We start from the raw sequence: 20,190 nt of genomic DNA on the forward strand, positions 1-20,190 counted from the left end.
CCCTAAAATGTAACCTATTATTTAAGAAATTACTCCAGAACCAATTAGGTCATCTTCTAAATACCAAGCTACAAATTGACCTTCGGTAATTGCCGACTGCATTTCTTTAAAATCTACATACATACCGCCTTCTACCTTGTATATTGTTGCTTCTTGTAGTTCTTGTCGGTATCTAATACGCGCTTTTACTTCTAGTTTTTCATCAATATTCAATGCTAGATCAGTTCGTACCCAATGTAATTCTTCATCTTTTACAAATAAAGTTCTTCTATACAAACCCGGGTGCGCCTTACCTTGCCCGGTATAAATAATATTCTCATTTACATCGGTATCTATTACGAATAAAGGCTCTTTTGTTCCGCCTACATGCAAACCTTTACGTTGCCCTTTGGTAAAATAATGGGCACCTTGGTGCTCACCCACAACTTTACCATCTGTAAGATGATATACAGGTTTCTTTGCGTAAAATTCTAATTCAGCATTTTTATCATCAAAATTAGGCGTAGTTCGCTCATAAGCATCAAACCCAGCAGGCACTTCTACAATCTTTCCAGTTTTAGGTTTTAACTGTTGCTGTAAAAATTCTGGCAATCTTACTTTACCTATAAAACACAAACCTTGTGAATCTTTTTTATCTGCAGTAATCAAATTCATCTTTGCAGCAATTTCCCTTACCTGCGGCTTGGTCAACTCCCCTATCGGAAATAATGTTTTTGATAATTGTTCCTGCGAAAGTTGACATAAAAAATATGACTGGTCTTTATTACCATCTTTTCCTGCCAATAATTGATATGTTTCCGTACCATCCGCATTGTGCAAAGTTCCTTTTCTACAATAATGCCCAGTGGCTACAAAGTCGGCACCCAACTGCATAGCAATTTTCATAAAGACATCAAATTTAATCTCTCTATTACAAAGCACATCAGGGTTTGGTGTGCGCCCCATTTCATATTCCTTAAACATATAGTCAACTATACGCTCTTTATACTCAGCACTTAAATCTACTGTTTGAAACGGAATACCCAATTTCTCAGCTACAATCAAAGCATCATTACTATCTTCTAACCACGGACATTCTTCTGATATCGTTACCGAATCATCATGCCAGTTCTTCATAAACAAACCAATGACATCATAGCCATGCTCCTTTAAAAGGTATGCTGCCACGCTTGAATCTACTCCTCCAGAAAGTCCTATTACTACTTTTTTCATCTCTTCTACTTGGTCGATACAAAATTACGAAATTTCATTTCAAAGTCTATTTTTTTCAAACACTGCTTTACCCATAATCCTTTAACGATAAGCTTAATAAAAACCAATGCTAAGCTCATATAGTCTTCACACATATTTTTTTTGAGTTAAAAATATTTTGTTAATCTTTTTTAAAAATTAGTTAAACAATAAATAACTGTCGTATTTTTAGAATTGTACATTATTTATTGCGATAAATGTATTTTAAATCATTCAATGTTAAACATAATTAAAACTTAATTAAACAATCTTTAAAAACACCGTTATGAAAAAAATGCTGAGATTACGAAATTTTTTACTGCTACTTACTATTACCATGGTTACATGGTCATGTAGTGACGATGATGATGTGGAACCTATGATAGCCAACGAATTGACTATCGTTGAAACCGCCCAAGCGGAAGATGCACTTTCTTCTTTGGTTGCCGCTCTTACAACTGCCGATAATTCTGAAGGAACCGATTTAGTAGGGACTTTGAGTTCTGACGGACCTTTTACCGTTTTTGCCCCAACAAACGATGCTTTCGATGCATTATTAAATCAATTAGATGATTTTGACTCACTTGCTGACTTTGATACAGATGAAGAAAGAGCAATTTTGACCTCTATCTTAACGTATCATGTAGTTTCTGGAGTTGCTGCAAACTCTTCAGATTTAACAAATGGCATGACGGTTACCACCGTACAAGGTGAAGATTTAACTATTAATATTGATGGCGATGTATTTATTGATGATGCTACCGAAGTTGATGCTCAAGTAGTCATCGCAGATGTGGAAGCTAGCAATGGTATTGTTCATGTTATTGACAAAGTATTGTTACCACAAGCTATAATTGATGCTCTGAACGGAGAAGAAATGCCTGAGGAAAATGGAACACTTGTAGATATTGTTGTAGCTACTGAGCCATTATCTTTATTGGAAGCTGCTGTTATTAAAGCTGATTTAGTTGCAACCTTAAGTTCAGAAGGACCATTTACTGTTTTTGCCCCTACCGATGATGCCTTTGTAGCACTATTAGATGTATTAGGTGACGACTATAATAGTCTAGATGATTTTGATACCGACGAGGAAATTGCTCTTTTAACTAACATACTATTATATCATGTAATTGCTGCAGAAGTTAAATCTACAGATTTAGCTGCTGGCGAAGTTGCTACAGCATTTGAGAACAACAGCGTTGAAGTAATTTCTTCTGGCGACTCATTTGTAATAGGTGATGCTTCTGATACCGATGCAAATATTACAGGTGTTGACATTATGGCTTCTAACGGGGTTGCCCATACCATCGATAAAGTTTTATTACCACAAGCGGCAATTGACTTTGTTGTTAGCTTACAATTAAAAACTATTGTAGACACAGCAGTTGCTACAGATGATTTAAGTTTATTGGTAGATGCTTTGGTACAAGCTGATGAAGGTTTGGTTGAGACACTTAATGGCGATGGTCCTTTTACAGTATTTGCACCTACAAATGATGCTTTTGTTGCTCTTTTAGATGCTTTAGGCGAAGATTATACTAGCCTAGCCGATTTTGATACAGAAGCTGAAAAGAGTTTATTAGTAACCATTCTTACCTATCACGTGGTAGCAGGAACTGCCGCTTTTTCTACAGATTTAAGCAATGGACAATCTATTGAATCTTTTCAAGGTGAAAACGTAGGTATTAATATTAAAGAAGATGGATCGGTACATGTAGAAGATGCAACCGAAGAGAATGCAACAGTAGTTATTGCAGATGTAGAAGCTAGTAACGGAGTTGTTCATGTTATTAACAAGGTTCTTTTGCCACAGGCAGCACTTGATGCACTATAATTAACAACATTCAATTTCATACAAAAGAAAACCTCTCTACAAATAGAGAGGTTTTTTTATGCCTTTAAACAGCTAACATCATTATACAACCTTTTAACATACAATAACCCACCCTTTACAACTAACTTTTTATAGAACCTTAAATAAATTACATCTTTGACATCCCAAATCTTACCAAACCAAGCCTTAACAAATGGCAAAAGCCCTTTCAAAATTGAAAGGGCTTTTTTATTTTCAAAATATAAGAACTATTTAATTCTTTTTCTGCGCTTCTGCTTGCTCCATCATTTCACGCATTTTCTTTTGGAACTTATTCTCCTTCTTAGGTTTCTTCTTATTTTCTTGTATCTGGGCATGAATCTTATCATTATCTATAATAACATTCTTGATCACCAACATAATACCAATTGTAATAAGGTTAGATACGAAGTAATACAAACTTAAACCACTTGCATAGTTGTTAAAGAAAAACAACATCATAAACGGCATTAGGTACATGATAAATTTCATGTTAGGCATACCCGGCTGTGTTGGCATATTTTGACCTGTTGTCATATTCATATAAAAGAATATAGCTATAGATGCCAAAATTGGAAATAAACTTACGTGATCACCATAAAATGGAATAGAGAATCCTTCTGGGAATTGATAGATAGTATCAAAAGAAGAAAGGTCATCTGCCCATAAAAATGATTTTTGACGTAATGCGAACGATGTTGGGAAAAACATGAAAAGCGCATAGAAAATAGGCATTTGTATAACGGCGGGTATACAACCGCTCATGGGGCTCACCCCTGCCTTACCATACAACTTCATGGTTTCTTGTTGCTTCTTCATAGCATTGTCCTTGTACTTCTCCCCTAGCTCTGTAATTTCAGGTTTTAATACCTTCATCTTCGCTTGAGATAAATATGACTTGTAAGTTACAGGTGACATTGCCAAACGAACTAATATTGTCATAATTACAATAGCAATACCGTAAGGGAAATACGTACTGATCAGACCATAGAAAGGTGTAAACACGTAACGGTTGATCCATCCAAAAATACCCCATCCAAAAGGAATAGAATCTACCAGACCTAAGTCTTCGTATTGAGATAAAGTATCAACATCTGTAGGACCAAAATACCAGTGTAAATCTTTAGATATTTCTCCGCCTTCCAAATCTACAGTTAAAGCCGATGCATATTTTTTAGTAAAACCAAAAGTTCTACTCTCCTCTTCTACTAAATTAACAGAGGTAAGATCCCCTCCTTTAAAAGGCTCATCTGCTGCCAGTATACTGCTAAAAAAGTGCTGTCTGTAAGAAATCCACTTTATATCTTCTTCTGTTTCTTCATCATCACTACCTTCAGAAAGCTTACTTATTTTACCATCTTCATGATTATAAGTTAAACGCGTATATCTGTTCTCGTATTGAATACTTTTTGAGTGGCGTATACCTTTTAACTTCCAATTTAAAGTTACCGGTTTACTGGTACTGATCACATTATCCAAACCCTTTGACTTAATGGTAAAATCTACCAAATAGTCGTTCGGTTTAATAATATATCTATATTCTAAATATTGATTGCTAGATGTCTTTGCTTTCAACGACAACACCTTGTTACCATTGTCATTTGACATTGTAGGCTCAAAGTATAGATCTTGAGTATTCAACATTCTATTATCAGATGTCGCAAAATCTAAACCAAATGAAGCATTACCATCTTTTACCAAATATACCGGCACAGAATCATATGTAACAAATTGTTTCATTTTCGCTTCTACGATCTGTCCACCTTTATTACTAATCTTTAATAAAAGAACTTCATTCTCAAAAGTAGTAATGTCGTTAGAAGGTTTTGTAAAACCAAAAGCACCAATTTTTCCTTGGTAATTGGCAACTGCAGTAGAATCTTGTAAATCTAATTGCGGTACATCATTAATAACAGTTTCTGTTTCTGAATTTTCTGATGCCTTTGCAGCCTCTACTTGTTCTTGCTTTGCCTTTTCTGCCTCTAACTCTTCTGGAGTTGGTTGATTTTGGTAAAACATGAAGATGAGTATTCCAAAAATAAGCACAAAGCCTATAATGGATTGTACATCAAATTTCTTTTCTTCCATGTGGTGTTTCTAATTAATTGGATATATTTTGAATTTTTAAGAAAGCAAATATATGTCCAAATATGGTGTTTATGCCAATGTGGCATTAGTTTATGCCTTTTTGTGCTCTAAAGCAGCCTTAACCAAACCAACAAATAAAGGATGTGGATTAGCAACAGTACTCTTATACTCTGGGTGATACTGTACGCCAATAAACCATGGGTGGTCTTCTAGCTCTACAATTTCAACCAAATTGGTTTCTTTGTTAAAACCTGTTGCTTTTAGTCCTGCATTCTCTAATTGCTCTAAATAGGCATTGTTAAACTCATATCTATGACGGTGACGCTCAGAAATTTGAGACTCTCCATGATACATTTCTTTAACAAGACTGCCTTCTTTCAATTCACAGTCCCACGCACCTAAACGCATTGTACCACCTTTATCGGTTACGGTCTTTTGCTCTTCCATAATGCTAATTACAGGATCAGATGTATTCTCATCCATCTCTGTAGAATTTGCATTTGAAAGACTTAATACATTACGTGCATATTCAATAACTGCCATTTGCATACCTAAACAAATACCTAAAAACGGAATTTTCATTACACGTGCATATTCAACAGCTTTTACTTTACCTTCTATACCACGTTCACCAAAACCTGGCGCTACCAAAATAGCATCTAATCCTTTTAGTTTGTTTTCGTAGTTGGCCGCCGTAATATATTCTGAATGGACAGATTTCACCTTTACTTTTACCTCATTAGCAGCTCCTGCATGTATAAAAGCTTCTAATATAGATTTATAAGAATCTTGTAACTCTACGTATTTACCTACCAAACCAATAGTAACCTCATCTTTAGGGTTCTTATGTCTAGCCAAAAACTCGTTCCAACGACCTAAGTCTGGCTCTACGTCATTAGGTAACGCCAATTTCTGCAAGGTTACAGTATCTAAACCTTCTTCTTGCATTAACAATGGTACATCATAAATTGTAGATGCATCAATACTCTGTATAACCGCTTCACGCTTTACATTACAGAAAAGCGCCAGTTTGTCTTTTATATCATTAGAAATCTCATGCTCTGTTCTACATACAAGAATATCGGCTTTTATACCGCTTTCCATTAACGTTTTTACAGAGTGTTGCGTAGGTTTTGTCTTTAATTCACCTGCTGCAGATAAATACGGTACCAAGGTCAGATGAATAACAATAGCATTGTTATCACCCAATTCCCAAAGAAGTTGACGTACCGCTTCTATATAAGGTAATGATTCAATATCACCTACCGTACCACCAATTTCAGTAATTACGATATCATATTCACCGCTTTTACCCAGCACTTGAACACGTTCCTTTATTTCATTTGTAATGTGTGGAACTACCTGTACCGTTTTACCTAAAAATTCTCCTCTGCGTTCTTTTTCTATAACGCTTTGGTAAATTCTACCTGTGGTAACATTGTTTGCCTGAGAAGTACGAACATTTAAAAAGCGCTCATAATGACCTAAATCTAGATCTGTTTCTGCACCGTCATCGGTTACATAACATTCGCCATGCTCATAAGGGTTTAAAGTTCCTGGATCTACATTAATGTAGGGATCAAGTTTTTGAATGGTAGTTTTGTAGCCGCGAGATTGCAGTAATTTCGCCAAAGATGCAGCAATGATGCCTTTTCCTAACGAAGAAGTAACGCCTCCCGTAACGAAGATGTATTTGGTTTGTGCCATGTATCGAATTCTATGTTACGGGACACAAAGTTACAAATTGAGGTGAGAACTTAACGGGTTTCCTTAGGAAAATGTTTTTGTATTTTTCGAATTATTGATTCTAAGCCATTTGTTTTGATTTCTAGCATAGATTGCAATAAATCTCCCAATTTACCATCAGGAAATCCTTTTTGATTAAACCATACCAAATAAGGCTCTGGTAAATCTATTAAATACCTTCCCTTATACTTACCAAATGGCATTCGGTAATGTGCCAATTCTATTAATTTTTCCTTATCAGGATTTATTTCCATTATTAAATCTAAAAAATTATCTTTAAAAAAATCAACAACTCACAACAACATGAAACGAAGAAATTTTATTGGAACCTCAGCGGCTGCCTCTGTCGGATTCTTAACTACTTCAGCAGCAGTGGCAAACAATAAAAATACTAACGCTACCGCCAAATTAAAGTACAATATTAACCATAGTGTTTGTTATTGGTGCTATGGAAGCATCCCTTTTGAAGATTTTCTTAAAAATTTAGTTGAACTAGATATACGTTCTGTTGATCTAGTAGGACCAGATGAATTTCCGCTTTTAAAGAAATACAATATCCACGCTGCTATGTGTTGGGGCGCTGGCATGGGAATCGAGAAAGGTTTTAACGACCTCTCTTTACATGATGAACTTATTGCAGATTACGAACGTGTTATTCCTTTGGTAGCCGAGGCTGGTTATACCAACCTAATATGTTTTAGTGGTAACAGAAATGGAATGAACGACCTAGTTGGTTTACGTAACTGTGCCATTGGATTAAAAAAATTAATGCCTTTGGCTGAAAAACACGGTGTTGTATTACAGATGGAACTTTTAAACAGTAAAGTGGACCATAAGGATTATATGTGCGACACTTCTGAATGGGGCGTATCTCTTTGCGAAGCTATTGGCTCTGAACATTTTAAATTGCTATACGATATTTACCATATGCAAATTATGGAAGGTGATATTATCAGAAATATTGAAGACTACCACCATTACTACGGACATTACCATACCGGCGGAAACCCTGGCAGACATGAAATAGATGAAACACAAGAAATTTTCTACCCAGCAGTAATGAAAGCTATTTTAAAAACCGGATACAAAGGTCATGTAGCTCAAGAATTCATACCTAGTTGGGAAAACAAAATAGACGCTTTAAAACAAGGTGTAACTATTTGTGATGTATAATTTAATCAACTAGTGGTTTTGTGATTTAGTTCAAAAATTACAAGTTGTTTTTAAGAAAAATTGTTGATTTCATTTTTAATGAAATCAACAATTTAAATAATGAATTTTTAGAACTGGAACCTAAAAGTAAATAATTACTTCACTAAACCACTATTCCCCTTTTAATCTAATGTTCTTTTAAAGCCTCGGCTATCTCTTCTACCCAACGCTTTTGGACCACTAAATTTCTTGAATAATTAGTTTCTGAATCGTATTTATTTTGAAAATCGTTCAGCTGGCGAATGGTAGCTTTATAGATTTTACGAATTTCTTCTTTTACATTCTTAGTGAATTTTGTCTCTGACAATTGCTTACGCAATTTACGTGCGTAAAGCTCGGTAATATCAAAATGTAATTGTTCGTGCAACAAGGTAACATCATTGCACAACTTAGGTTTATACCATGACTTTGTTGGATAGAAATAGGCAAACACTTTATAATCTACCTGTAATTCATTATTCTCGTAAAATGTGGAAAAGCGATAGGTTATACCACTTGCCGTGGTTGCTGCAGCCCTTGAGGTTATTGGAGCATCACCTTTAAAATCATTCCAAGTAAATCTAAAATCAGGTTTCCACGACATTACTTCTTGGCTCTGAACATTAAAAATGTTCAGAAGCGCTAATAAAAATAATATGGAACGTACCTTTTTTATAAGTCCCAATTATATGTGATTACCTTCTCTATATCTGGATGTAAACTATAGTGCACAGGGCATGTATTTGCCGTGTGCACTAAAATTTTTCTGTTTTTATCTGAAATTTCTTTAGGTAAATGCACCTCTACTTCAATCTTAGCTATTCTTCTAGGTGAAGCTGCCATGTGCTTGGTTACAGATGCCGTAGTACCTTTAAGATCTACTTCTAACCCGTTTGCCTTAATACCCATCATTGTCAACATACAACTTGCCAAACCTGTTGCAACGGTATCGGTAGGTGAAAATGCCTGACCCAATCCGTTGTTATCTACTGGCGCATCGGTAACAAAAGAATCGTTAGATTTTAAATGAACACACTCTGTTCTTAACTCACCGTTGTACGTTACTTTTGACGTCATTCTACTCTATAGTTTTTATTCTTAAATCATCTATCATCATAATATAAGACGACTGGTTATAATACCCAGCAACACCTTTTCTCTGATAATTGAATTTATTACCGCTGTACTCCGTTTCACCAATAAACCTTGAAACATCCATTAAGCTATTATTGTAAGCAAGTTTTAGCAATAGATCATACGTAAGATCAAATCCTCTAACCGCATACTTATCCGGATCATCGCCAAAACGTTTTCTATAACGCTCAACAAATGAATTATTTTTTACTTGACGATTTACCGAAGGATAGGTAAATTTTAAGTTGGACAAATGTGTGTTTGAAATCACATCTTTTTCGAAAGCCGAGTTCATATCTGTAGTAAACATTCTTACACTCACTTTATCTTTACCTAACAAAGGATCAAACGCTGTATTATTGAATGAATTTAAAATGGATACTACACTTGCAATTAATTTATAGTTATCAGATTCCACAAAAACCCAATTAGGTACTTGGTCAGATAATAGAGTCTGCAATTTATCTCTATTAATACCAATATTTTTCTCCTCTTCTTTAACTACCACCACTTTAGCAGAAGGAAATCTTTCAAGGATAGCATCTTTCTCCTTTTTATTATCCTCATCTGCAATGATTAAAAGTGTTTCTTCTTTATGGTTGGTCTCCACATAATCTAACATATGTTTCCACAAGACTTCTTCATCTGTATAAGAAAAGAATACATTATCTAAACTTAAATCGCTTTTAGCAGGTACGGGAGCAACTACAGGAACATTAAATTTTGAAGCCTGCACAGCAGTTTCTTTCAGCGAAGGCATATCTAAAGGACCAAAAACGGCACTATAACCACCTAATTGCTCGCCTTGTAAAATTTGTTTTGTCTTACCTAAATCTAATTGATTATCAAAAGTTTTCACATCAATGGAAACCCCTAATGATTTCATAGAATCTATAGCTACCAAAGCACCGGAATATAGACCTAAACTATATTTTAAGCTATTTCTATTGTCAATGATTTTTTCGGTTGCCGTTTTGTTGCTTAAATCTAGTTTATCTAATCTAAACGGCAATAAGAACAATACTTTCGGTTTTACAGTAGTGTTTATACTGTCTAATAAATTTACCTTATCCAACACCAAAGCATTTCTAACTTCAAAATCACCTACCTTATTTTTTGGCAATTTTAAAACCATCCCTGCTTTTAAACCGTCTTTTAAATCAGGATTTAAGGCTACCAATTCTGCCCAAGTCATACCAAACTTTCTGGTCAACCTAAACTCATTCTGTTTTGGTTTTACTTCGTAAAAAATGTAGTTATCCGTATTAATTTCCCCTGTCTCTACTTTTTGCTCAGGAATACGAATAATCATTCCTTCCTTTAAACCACCTCTTTCAGTGATTTCAGGATTTAAACGAACTATTTCATCTGATTTAACTCCGAATTCCTTTTCCAAACGATAGAAATTCATTTTAGCAGGTACCGTATATGAAGTATATAATTGTGTTACCTGATTTTTTACGGTACTACCCGCCATTTTAGGCATTAAAAGCTCGTAACCTTCTGATAAATAATTATTAGCTGCAGACAAACCTGGGTTTAATTCTAGCATTCTTTCTACGGTAATGCCATATTTATGAGCTATACTCCATCTTGTTTCTTTTGCCGCAACAATGTACTTTTCTAAATCACCTGCATTATCAACAACCTCTTCAACTTTAGGAGCTCGGTATTTAGGAATACGAAGATCCATTTTCTTTTGAAGTGGCGAAGCGTACAACTTAGGATTATATTTCTTCAGCTCATCCTCTGTAATATTATACATTTGAGCAATTCCAAAAATGGTTTCTTTCTTCTTGACACGATGCTCAGTATAACCAATAGGCTCTCTAGATTTTACAGAATCTTTAACGACACTGGTATTTACCGTTGTTGTCACCGGACTTGAAGTAGGGGTATTAGAAATAGGTGCGCTTGTCTGCTCAACTATCTTTTTACCCGGAACTACCAGTATAGTATTTGATCTTAATTTCTGACCTTCTTTAATTTCTTTGTTATACTGTAATATACTTGAGGTTGAAACCCCGTACATTTTAGAAATGCTTTCTAAAGTTTCTCCTGATCTTACTTGGTGGGTATTGAATTTTTGCGCCATTGCCGTGCAAGACACTAACAAACAAAAAGACCCTATTAAGTAAATTTGATTAAACATGTATTTCATACTATTCCCATTCTATTGTTGCTGGCGGCTTTGAACTTATATCATATACGACACGATTGACCCCAGGGACTTTATTAATGATATCATTTGATGTTTTTTGTAAAAATTCGTACGGTAAGTTCACCCAATCGGCAGTCATACCATCCGTACTTTCTACAGCTCTAAGCGCAACACATTTTTCGTACGTACGCTCATCACCCATTACACCAACACTGTTTACAGGTAATAACATGGCACCTGCCTGCCAAACTTTATCGTATAAATCCCATTTTTTTAATCCATCTATAAAAATAGCATCTACTTCTTGTAAAATAGCCACTTTCTCTGGCGTAATATCCCCAAGAATACGAATTGCCAAACCAGGACCTGGAAAAGGATGTCTACCCAACAATGCCTTGTCTATACCTAAGCTTGCCCCTACTCTTCTTACCTCATCTTTAAACAACATCTTCAAAGGCTCTACCACTTTCAATTTCATATAATCCGGTAAACCACCAACATTATGGTGACTCTTTATGGTTTGTGACGGACCACCTGTTGCAGAAACAGATTCTATAACATCAGGATAAATAGTACCCTGCGCTAACCATTTTGCATTCTCAACTAAATGTGACTCATCATCAAAAACTTCTACAAATACACGACCAATTGTTTTTCTTTTGGTTTCTGGATCACTCTCACCAGCCAAATCATCCAAAAAACGTGCCGAAGCATCTACGCCTTTTACATTTAAGCCCATACCCTCGTATTGTTTCAATACATCGGTAAACTCATTTTTTCTTAAAAGACCATTGTTTACAAATATGCAGTGAAGGTTTTTACCTATAGCCTTATGTAACAATACCGCTGCTACAGAAGAATCTACACCACCAGATAATCCTAAAATCACCTTTTCATCACCAATCTTTTCTTTTAACTCCGCCACCGTTTTATCAACAAATGCATCTGGAGTCCAAGTTTGTTCCATTCCGGCAATATGCACCAAAAAATTCTCCAATACTTGTTTTCCATCCTTGGAATGATACACTTCTGGGTGAAACTGAATTGCGTAGGTTTCTTCTCCCTGAAACTTAAAAGCTGCATTTTCTACATCATGGGTACTTGCCAATAATGTTGTGTTTTCCGGCAAATGTTTAATAGTATCCGCATGGCTCATCCACACTTGGCTGCCTGTATCTACCTTGTCAAAAAATGGTTCGTCTTCCTTAATAAAACTAAGGTTGGCACGACCATATTCTCTTGTATTGGATTTTTCTACACTACCACCGTGAAAATGTGCCAAATACTGAGCGCCATAACATACGCCCAATAATGGTTTTTTACCACGTATTTCAGATAGATCCGGGTGAACGGCATCTTCACCTCTTACCGATAAAGGAGATCCAGAAAGAATCACCGCTTTGTAGTCAGAAAGATCTTCGGGTAGTTTATTATAAGGTTTAATTTCAGAGAAAATATTTAGCTCACGTACGCGTCTTCCAATCAATTGGGTGTATTGTGAACCAAAATCTAGTATCAGGACTTTATTTTGCATGGGCAAAAATAGCAAATTGACCGTTTCTGAAAAGTATCTTTCGTTATATTTAATCCATATTTAAAAAAATTTCATGAAACACATTAGTGCATTTATTTTTGGAGCAGCAATTGTTATAGCCGCATATTTTTTGGGCAACGCATATATACAAAGGGCGAACCCGCCTCAGATGATTTCTGTTACCGGTTTGGGCAACGAAAATTTCACCTCTGATTTAATTGTTTGGGAAGGTCAATTTTCTACAAACAGCACTATATTAAAGACTGCTTTTGACCAATTAAATAGAGATAAAGAGATTGTACGCCAATATTTAACCTCTAAAGGCATTGATGCAAACAGCATAATTTTTAATAGTGTGCAGACTACCGAAATGCGAGATAACCAGTATGAAAATGGTAATTACGTTGGTAGTATGTTCAGGGGCTACCAATTAATTCAAACCTTAAAAATAGAATCTGAAGATGTTGCTTTAATTGAAGGTGTATCTAGAGAGATAACAGAATTATTGAATAAAGGTGTTCAGTTCAACTCTTCGCCACCTAGATATTATTACACAAAATTAGCGGATCTTAAAATTGAAATGATTTCAAAAGCTACCGAAGATGCCAGAATACGCGCCGAAAAAATAGCTGAAAACGCAGGTAGTAATTTAGGTGATTTGGTTTCTGCAAATATGGGCGTATTTCAAATTACAGGTCAGAATTCTGGTGAAGACTACAGTTGGGGCGGTGCATACAATACCTCATCTAAAAACAAAACAGCGTCTATAACTATGCGCTTAGAATACAAAGTGAAGTAATGTTCTACTTTGATCAATGTCATTTACCGATCTGGTAAAGAATATATTAAATATAAAAGCCCGGTAATCACCCGGGCTTTTCATTCAACCAATTATCAAACCGAATACCTAATAAATCTTTTTCATAACAATCTGTATTCACACGCTAAGTCGTAACATTTACACTAACCTTACAATTGTAAATAAACTTTCCAGATAACATCAATTTTCCGGTTGTATAGACTGGCATATAACGATATCTTCCTTGTAATGATATCTCCTTAATTATTATCATAGTATTTTTACTATTTACAGACACTAATATGATCGATTCATTTTTTGAGGAATTAAGTAATGAAATACATAATGGGGTTACTGAAAGAGGACATCCGTTCAGATTCATAACCATGGCAACGGTAGGCAACGAAACTACTGCTCGCCTACGTACCGTAGTCCTTAGAGAGTTCAATGACGATTTACGTTTAACTATTTACACAGATGGTCGTACTCAAAAGATGAAACATATTGCCGTAAATAATAAGGTTAGCTTTCTGTTATATCATCCTGAAAAAATGCTACAGCTTAAAGTTGAAGGTATTGCACAAGTAGTTACCGACACCAATAGATTAAACACGACCTGGCAAAATATTCAACCCAACAGCCGAAAAGACTACATTACAGAACATAGCCCTGGAAGTGCAATTAAAAATCCTGATCATGTGGAATATATTGAAGATAAAAACCATTTCACCATGATTGATATTATTCCATTAAAAATTGAATATCTTAAATTAAAAAGACCCAATCATATCAGGGTACTTTTTACGAAAGCCGATAATAAATGGAACGGTGAGTTTTTAGTTCCTTAATCTATATAGAAATAAAGATTTTCTTTTTCTTTACCAAAACCTATGAGACTATCTACAGGTGAAGCCTGTTTCACTACAGATGGACCGATAGTTATTTCAACTGTTCTTTCGTATTGCAATTCCAAACCGGTTAACGAATAGTCATCTGCGGAAAGTATAATTGAATCAGGATGCAGTAAACGTATGTTACCCGCATACGTAACGTTGGGTAATACCCATTGATAATCATCATAACTCTGATGCAATTTTTGGGAAATGGGCTCAAAACCAAAATGAACGGACGAGGGTATGTTAAATACTTTTTCTATTGGCGTTCTTATAGTTTGAATAACTATTGCGCAAATAAAAACCCAATACCCTAAAGCAACTAATTTTTGAACGTTTTTAAAACTTACAGATTCTGTCAACAGAATAACAAAAGGAATAAAAAGTGGCAATAACCATCTAGTTTCTATTTTCTTACTTTGAAAGATTAGAAAAAATAAACCTAAGACCATTAATTGCGCAAAAAACATTTTAACAAACCAATTAAATTTTAGCTTATTGAAACTAACATATTTTGAGAAATAGCCTAAGCAGAGAACCACTAGAACAGGAAACAATAAAACAAGCAAGCCTTTTAAATAAATTAAAATGGGCAGAAACGAAAAGCCCAATTTTGCATCTTTTATTCCTATTTTCTCTTCTACACTAGATGCTAAAAAAGTTTGAAATTCATCAGGACCTAATAACCAATAGATATGTGGCACTACAATTAAAGCAGAAACAAAAACCGATATAAGTATTTTAGGGTTGAAAACAATTGCTCTTAATTCCTTATCCCACAGAACAACTAGTGCAAAGGTTACCAGAAAAAATATATAATTGTATTTGGACATCATACCCATACCTACAAACAAACCAAATAAGAGATAATTTATAATAGATTTCCTTGCTATCAACACTTGTATGCAGTAATAAGAAGCTACAACACTGAAACATAACAAGCTGGTATGCGAAAGCCTACGAAAGGTAAAATCGATATATACCGGTACCAAAACAAGTGCCAACACTGCCAATTTAGATTTGTCAGCATCTTTAATTCGCAGTCCAGAAAATTTATATAACAATAATAATGTACCTGTAAACAATACTCCTCTAAGTGAAGAGAACGCTAACTTACCTACACCAAATATGTTGTTAAAACCATATTGTATCCATGTGTAAAGTGGTGGTTGATCGTCATAACCCCAACGAAGCCATTGTGAATAATATGCTTGCTCCGCATCTTCTAGCTCTAAAGCACTTTTAAAAAACGTAATTAATGTAATGGCTAGAAATGAAAAAATGGCAAGTATCGCTATCTTATCTAAAGATACTTTCTTACCAAACATTTATTGTTGCGTAATTACGGTAAAACTTAAATCTAAGGGATTTAAAGCCTCAAATAACATAGGCACTAAATCTTCGCCATAAGCCAAATAAAATTCCGAAAAATTTGACTGACGCTCTTGAAGAGATTGGTTAGGAAACATTTCATTTTGTAGTTCCGTCATACGCACTACATGATCTTTCAACTTTCTTTTCTGCGCTTGCAACAGGCGTTTCTCCAAAGCATCCAATCCTTTTTTCTGCTTTACCTCTTGTGCTTTTACGGCACCTAAAAAAGATTTATCGGTCTTTTCAGCAAGTTCATACATATCTTTAAACTGCTTTTCTAACAATTTTTTCTGTGGTGAAAAGTCGATATCTATATTTGAAATTTCTCTAATCTTTTTATTGATAAGATTGTTTTGTTTTAAGAAAACATCCGTCTTAGAGATATTCATTTTCTCTAATTTATCAGCTTGTTTTTCCGTAATGATCAATGCTGAATTTCTAACCAATAAAATTGGAAATGGAACATTCATCGCCTCAAATGCCGCTTTTAATTCAAACCAATAGGCAATCTCACCGCCACCACCAATATAACAGAGGTTTGGTAAAATAACTTCTTGGTATAAAGGTCTAGCGATTACATTAGGTGAAAAACGCTCTGGGTGCATATTCATCTCTTCTACTAACTCTTCTTTAGTAAAAGAAAATGACGTTTCATTTACAATATACTGCCCTTTACTTTCTATGATTCTTTCACGAATACCTTCTTTTAAATAGAAATAATTGATTTCACGCGGATTAACCTGTACCGGGTAATCAGATGAAATAGCTTCTATTTGCGTAATGCTTTCAGATACTTTCTTGAACGCCGTTTGTTCAAAAATATCTTTCTTCATGTAAGGCACAAGTGTCTTTTTTAAGTCGACATCATCTCCATCTACAATAACTAATCCGTAATCCTTGAAAATTTCATTTGCTAAAAATCGGGTTGCATCCGTTAGGTTATCGTGCTTTAAATACGCATTTTCAAATAGGTCTTTTAACACCTTGGCATTCTTACTGTCTCCAATAGTTCTGGAATACAACGAAAAAACCTCTTCTAAACCTTCCGTTGGCAAATGCCCAACAGCACCAGATGCTTCTTTATTCCACTGAAATTTTAATCCTTTGAAATTAAAATAGTTGATTTCGTCAAAATCATGATCCTCCGTAGCCATCCAATAGATGGGTACAAAATTACTATCAGGAAACTCCTTTTTTAATTGCTTTGTTAAATTAATAGTAGATATAATCTTGTATAAAAAATATAACGGACCGGTAAATAAATTTAACTGATGACCGGTAACTATAGTAAAGGTGTTCTTCTCCTTTAACAACTCAATATTAGCAGCCGTACCTTTAGAGGTATCAGTATTTTTATATTGGTTTTGCATTGAAGAATACAACACATCTCTTTGAGCTTGGGTAAAATGCTTTCCCTTTTCTTCTATCTGCCCTTTAAAGCCTTCCATATCGGGAAACCGATTATATAAATGTTTAAGCTTAATATCTGCTGCAGTGTAATCGCAAATTAATTTCGAAAAATAACCCGTTTTTGCTAAGGGCAAACAATCAATATCCATATAAAAAGTAAATACTTGGTAAATATAAAACCCTTTCGTTTTACATTTCCTAAATATAAGTTAATTACCGTTAGTATTAAATACTTGAATTCTCGTCAAAATACGCAGTAAATGAAGATCAATTTGCATTTATTTTAATAGATTTGGCTCACTCTCAACACAAATAACTATATGAAACTAATTCTACGCTACGTATTACTTTTTATTCCACTTTTAGGTTTGGCCCAATTAAAATCTCCTTCAGAGTTTTTAGGCTACGAACTAGGAACACAATTTACAAGACATCATGAAGTTGTTGATTATTACCAATATTTAGCCGAAGCTGAACCTCAGCGTATGAGCCTTATGGAATATGGTAAAACCAATGAACGCCGACCTTTGTTGTTGGCTACAATTTCTACTAAAGAAAACATGCAAAACCTTGATAAAATTAAGGAAGAGCATATGAAAGGAATCAATGGTGAAGGCTCTCCAGATAAAGCAATCGTTTGGTTAAGTTATAATGTACATGGCAATGAAAGCGTAAGTACAGAAGCTTCAATGCAAACCATTTACGACCTTTTTACCACAAAAAGCAGCTACCTAGAGAATATAGTAGTACTAATTGACCCATGTATTAACCCAGACGGTAGAGATCGCTATGTTAACTGGTACAACCAATTTAAAAATTCACCCAACCAAGTAGATCCAAATAGCAAGGAGCACCATGAGAATTGGTGGAGCGGTCGTAGTAACCACTACATGTTCGATCTTAATAGAGATTGGGCTTGGCTTACGCAAGTTGAAAGTCAACAGCGTTTAAAGCAGTTTAATAAATGGTTACCTCATGTTCACGTAGATTTTCATGAGCAAGGTGTTGACAACCCATATTACTTTGCCCCTGCTGCAGAACCCTTTCATGAGGTAATTACAGATTTTCAAAGAGAGTTTCAAGAAACTATTGGTAAAAACCATGCTAAATATTTTGACGAAAATGGTTGGTTCTATTTTACCAAAGAGGTATTCGATCTATTATACCCTAGTTATGGTGACACCTACCCTACCTACAACGGTGGTATTGGTATGACTTATGAGCAAGGTGGTAGTGGTCGTGCTGGCTTAGCAATTACAACTAGTATTGGTGACACCCTTACTTTAAAAGATAGAATAGCACATCACTTAACTACCGGTTTATCTACGGTAGAAGTGGCATCTAAAAACGTTTCTAAATTGAATGATGAGTTCAAGAAATTCTACCTTAACAAGAATTTCAAATACAAAAGTTATGTATTAAATGGTAACCCTGATAAAATTGAAGCTCTTGCAGACTTATTAAGCAAGCATGAAATTGAATACCAAGCAGGATCAAATACAACAGTCAAAGGCTACAACTATGCTACAGGTAAATCTGGTTCATTAAAAAGTACTGACAAAAGTTTAGTAATTTCTTCAAATCAGCCAAAAAGCACTTTGGTAAAGGTATTATTTGAGCCAATGGCAAAATTAAGTGATTCTGTCACCTATGATATTACCGCATGGTCCTTACCATATGCCTACGGATTAGATGCTATCGCCAGCGAAAGTAATCTAAGTGGTTCTTCTGATGTATTAAATACAACTGAATTAAAGAGTATTGATGCTGACAAATACGCTTATTTAGCAGATTGGAACAGTATGAAAGATGCTAGATTCTTGGCTGAATTATTACGTAATAAAGTACGAGTGCGTTACGCCCATAAGCCTTTTACCTTAGACGGGATTTCTCATGATCGTGGTACATTAATCATTACAAAAGGTGATAACAAGCACCTAAAAAACTTTAACGAGGTTCTTAAAACTGCATCTACCAACCACTCTAAAAATTTGATTTCCACTAATACAGGTTTTGTTGAAAGCGGTAAAGATTTTGGTTCCGGTTATGTTGATGTGATTCAAAACTTAAACATCGCCGTACTATCTGGAAAGCCTACCTCAACGCTTCGTTTTGGAGAAATCTGGAACTTTTTTGAACAACAACTAGACTACCCAATTTCCGTATTGGATGAGACTTATTTTGGTCGCGTTGACCTTGCAAAATATGACATTTTGATATTACCTGACGGACGTGGCTATAACAGTTTCTTAAGTACATACAATAAAGAGAAAATTAAAGATTGGGTAAAACGTGGTGGTAAATTAATTGCCATGGGTGGTGCAATTGATGGTATTACAACCTCGGACGAAGATTTTGAACTCTCTGAAAAAGAAATGCCAAAAGACACTTCTAATACTATTGAATCTTTTGAAATTTCTGAAAGAGAACAGATTAAATCAGCAATTACAGGAGCTATTTTTAAAGCAACGGTTGATAATACAAACCCGTTGGCTTATGGATATGACGACACCTACTTCACCCTTAAACTAGGTGCACGATCTTATAATTATTTAGAAAACGGTAGCGCTGTTTATTTAAGTGAAGGTGCCAACGAACCTGTATCTGGATTCGCAGGTAGCGAAGCAAAGAAAAAAATTGCCGAAACCTTAATCTTCGGAACAGAAGATATGGGTCGTGGTCAAGTGATATACATGGTAGACAACCCATTGTTTAGAGGTTTTTGGGAAAATGGAAAACTATTTTTCGCCAATGCCTTATTCATGGTAAAATAGAAAT

15 protein-coding genes are annotated in these 20,190 nt (G+C 35.0%); 5 read left to right on the top strand and 10 right to left on the bottom strand.

The genetic code is table 11. The features are described from left to right. Nucleotides 1-21 precede the first annotated feature (21 nt). On the bottom strand, nucleotides 22-1,212 hold the full coding sequence (gene mnmA, locus PXD56_RS17695) for a tRNA 2-thiouridine(34) synthase MnmA (protein WP_276494660.1): 1,191 nt from the start codon (nucleotides 1,210-1,212) through the stop codon (nucleotides 22-24). Between the two features lie 304 nt (nucleotides 1,213-1,516). Here mnmA and PXD56_RS17700 point away from each other — a divergent pair, with 304 nt between their 5' ends. Continuing rightward, a complete protein-coding gene (locus PXD56_RS17700; RefSeq protein WP_276494661.1) occupies nucleotides 1,517-3,064 on the top strand; it encodes a fasciclin domain-containing protein in 1,548 nt (515 codons plus the stop codon). Between the two features lie 252 nt (nucleotides 3,065-3,316). Here PXD56_RS17700 and yidC read toward each other — a convergent pair whose 3' ends face one another. The 3 genes from yidC to PXD56_RS17715 all read right to left on the bottom strand — a co-directional run bounded on the left by yidC (nucleotide 3,317) and on the right by PXD56_RS17715 (nucleotide 7,170). Next, nucleotides 3,317-5,170, bottom strand: a complete 1,854-nt coding sequence (yidC, locus tag PXD56_RS17705; RefSeq protein ID WP_276494662.1) for a membrane protein insertase YidC — start codon at nucleotides 5,168-5,170, stop codon at nucleotides 3,317-3,319. A 90-nt stretch (nucleotides 5,171-5,260) separates the two neighbouring features. Then, the gene (locus tag PXD56_RS17710) at nucleotides 5,261-6,877 is read right to left on the bottom strand and encodes a CTP synthase (protein ID WP_276494663.1); all 1,617 of its coding nucleotides are present in this window, start codon (nucleotides 6,875-6,877) and stop codon (nucleotides 5,261-5,263) included. A gap of 50 nt (nucleotides 6,878-6,927) precedes the next feature. After that, entirely contained in the window at nucleotides 6,928-7,170 is a 243-nt protein-coding gene (locus tag PXD56_RS17715) for a DUF3820 family protein (protein ID WP_276494664.1), read from the bottom strand. A 49-nt stretch (nucleotides 7,171-7,219) separates the two neighbouring features. Here PXD56_RS17715 and PXD56_RS17720 point away from each other — a divergent pair, with 49 nt between their 5' ends. After that, the gene (locus tag PXD56_RS17720; protein WP_276494665.1) at nucleotides 7,220-8,089 is read left to right on the top strand and encodes a hydroxypyruvate isomerase family protein; all 870 of its coding nucleotides are present in this window, start codon (nucleotides 7,220-7,222) and stop codon (nucleotides 8,087-8,089) included. A gap of 166 nt (nucleotides 8,090-8,255) precedes the next feature. On the opposite strand, the gene PXD56_RS17725 is transcribed toward PXD56_RS17720, so the two are convergent. The 4 genes from PXD56_RS17725 to guaA form a co-directional block, all read right to left on the bottom strand. Beyond that, nucleotides 8,256-8,711, bottom strand: coding sequence for a DUF922 domain-containing protein (locus PXD56_RS17725; RefSeq protein WP_276494666.1), 456 nt, complete (start codon nucleotides 8,709-8,711; stop codon nucleotides 8,256-8,258). Between the two features lie 68 nt (nucleotides 8,712-8,779). Beyond that, on the bottom strand, nucleotides 8,780-9,184 hold the full coding sequence (locus PXD56_RS17730; RefSeq protein WP_276494667.1) for an OsmC family protein: 405 nt from the start codon (nucleotides 9,182-9,184) through the stop codon (nucleotides 8,780-8,782). Nucleotide 9,185: 1 nt separating this feature from the next. Further along, nucleotides 9,186-11,402, bottom strand: a complete 2,217-nt coding sequence (locus PXD56_RS17735) for a LysM peptidoglycan-binding domain-containing protein (RefSeq protein ID WP_276494668.1) — start codon at nucleotides 11,400-11,402, stop codon at nucleotides 9,186-9,188. A 1-nt stretch (nucleotide 11,403) separates the two neighbouring features. Continuing rightward, the gene (guaA, locus tag PXD56_RS17740) at nucleotides 11,404-12,936 is read right to left on the bottom strand and encodes a glutamine-hydrolyzing GMP synthase (protein ID WP_276494669.1); all 1,533 of its coding nucleotides are present in this window, start codon (nucleotides 12,934-12,936) and stop codon (nucleotides 11,404-11,406) included. A 73-nt stretch (nucleotides 12,937-13,009) separates the two neighbouring features. Between guaA and PXD56_RS17745 the strand changes: the two genes are divergently transcribed. Together PXD56_RS17745 and PXD56_RS17750 are read left to right on the top strand one after the other, a co-directional pair. After that, nucleotides 13,010-13,735, top strand: a complete 726-nt coding sequence (locus PXD56_RS17745; RefSeq protein ID WP_276494670.1) for an SIMPL domain-containing protein — start codon at nucleotides 13,010-13,012, stop codon at nucleotides 13,733-13,735. Nucleotides 13,736-14,037: 302 nt separating this feature from the next. Continuing rightward, complete coding sequence (locus PXD56_RS17750; RefSeq protein WP_276494671.1) at nucleotides 14,038-14,583, top strand: pyridoxamine 5'-phosphate oxidase family protein; 546 nt, start codon at nucleotides 14,038-14,040, stop codon at nucleotides 14,581-14,583. Here PXD56_RS17750 and PXD56_RS17755 read toward each other — a convergent pair. Both PXD56_RS17755 and bshC read right to left on the bottom strand, forming a co-directional pair. Next, nucleotides 14,580-15,956 carry an ArnT family glycosyltransferase gene (locus PXD56_RS17755; protein WP_276494672.1) on the bottom strand — a complete coding sequence of 459 codons (1,377 nt, stop codon included), beginning with the start codon at nucleotides 15,954-15,956 and terminating at the stop codon, nucleotides 14,580-14,582. The two genes, PXD56_RS17750 and PXD56_RS17755, sit on opposite strands and share 4 nt — an antisense overlap. Continuing rightward, nucleotides 15,957-17,561 (bottom strand): bacillithiol biosynthesis cysteine-adding enzyme BshC, encoded by a 1,605-nt coding sequence (gene bshC, locus PXD56_RS17760; RefSeq protein ID WP_276494673.1) that lies wholly within the window; start codon nucleotides 17,559-17,561, stop codon nucleotides 15,957-15,959. Between the two features lie 171 nt (nucleotides 17,562-17,732). Between bshC and PXD56_RS17765 the strand changes: the two genes are divergently transcribed. Next, nucleotides 17,733-20,186, top strand: a complete 2,454-nt coding sequence (locus PXD56_RS17765) for a M14 metallopeptidase family protein (RefSeq protein WP_276494674.1) — start codon at nucleotides 17,733-17,735, stop codon at nucleotides 20,184-20,186. The last annotated feature ends 4 nt before the right edge of the window (nucleotides 20,187-20,190 follow it).

Origin of the sequence: Maribacter zhoushanensis (genome assembly GCF_029350975.1) — a bacterium.
GTDB lineage: Bacteria > Bacteroidota > Bacteroidia > Flavobacteriales > Flavobacteriaceae > Maribacter > Maribacter zhoushanensis.

Coding starts and splice junctions, on each gene's coding strand:
- PXD56_RS17755 (WP_276494672.1), bottom strand. CDS start 15,956: ATGTTTGGTAAGAAAGTATCTTTAGATAAGATAGCGATACTTGCCATT.
- yidC (WP_276494662.1), bottom strand. CDS start 5,170: ATGGAAGAAAAGAAATTTGATGTACAATCCATTATAGGCTTTGTGCTT.
- mnmA (WP_276494660.1), bottom strand. CDS start 1,212: ATGAAAAAAGTAGTAATAGGACTTTCTGGAGGAGTAGATTCAAGCGTG.
- PXD56_RS17735 (WP_276494668.1), bottom strand. CDS start 11,402: ATGAAATACATGTTTAATCAAATTTACTTAATAGGGTCTTTTTGTTTG.
- PXD56_RS17750 (WP_276494671.1), top strand. CDS start 14,038: ATGATCGATTCATTTTTTGAGGAATTAAGTAATGAAATACATAATGGG.
- PXD56_RS17700 (WP_276494661.1), top strand. CDS start 1,517: ATGAAAAAAATGCTGAGATTACGAAATTTTTTACTGCTACTTACTATT.
- PXD56_RS17725 (WP_276494666.1), bottom strand. CDS start 8,711: ATGTCGTGGAAACCTGATTTTAGATTTACTTGGAATGATTTTAAAGGT.
- PXD56_RS17765 (WP_276494674.1), top strand. CDS start 17,733: ATGAAACTAATTCTACGCTACGTATTACTTTTTATTCCACTTTTAGGT.
- PXD56_RS17710 (WP_276494663.1), bottom strand. CDS start 6,877: ATGGCACAAACCAAATACATCTTCGTTACGGGAGGCGTTACTTCTTCG.
- PXD56_RS17730 (WP_276494667.1), bottom strand. CDS start 9,184: ATGACGTCAAAAGTAACGTACAACGGTGAGTTAAGAACAGAGTGTGTT.
- guaA (WP_276494669.1), bottom strand. CDS start 12,936: ATGCAAAATAAAGTCCTGATACTAGATTTTGGTTCACAATACACCCAA.
- PXD56_RS17720 (WP_276494665.1), top strand. CDS start 7,220: ATGAAACGAAGAAATTTTATTGGAACCTCAGCGGCTGCCTCTGTCGGA.
- PXD56_RS17715 (WP_276494664.1), bottom strand. CDS start 7,170: ATGGAAATAAATCCTGATAAGGAAAAATTAATAGAATTGGCACATTAC.
- PXD56_RS17745 (WP_276494670.1), top strand. CDS start 13,010: ATGAAACACATTAGTGCATTTATTTTTGGAGCAGCAATTGTTATAGCC.
- bshC (WP_276494673.1), bottom strand. CDS start 17,561: ATGGATATTGATTGTTTGCCCTTAGCAAAAACGGGTTATTTTTCGAAA.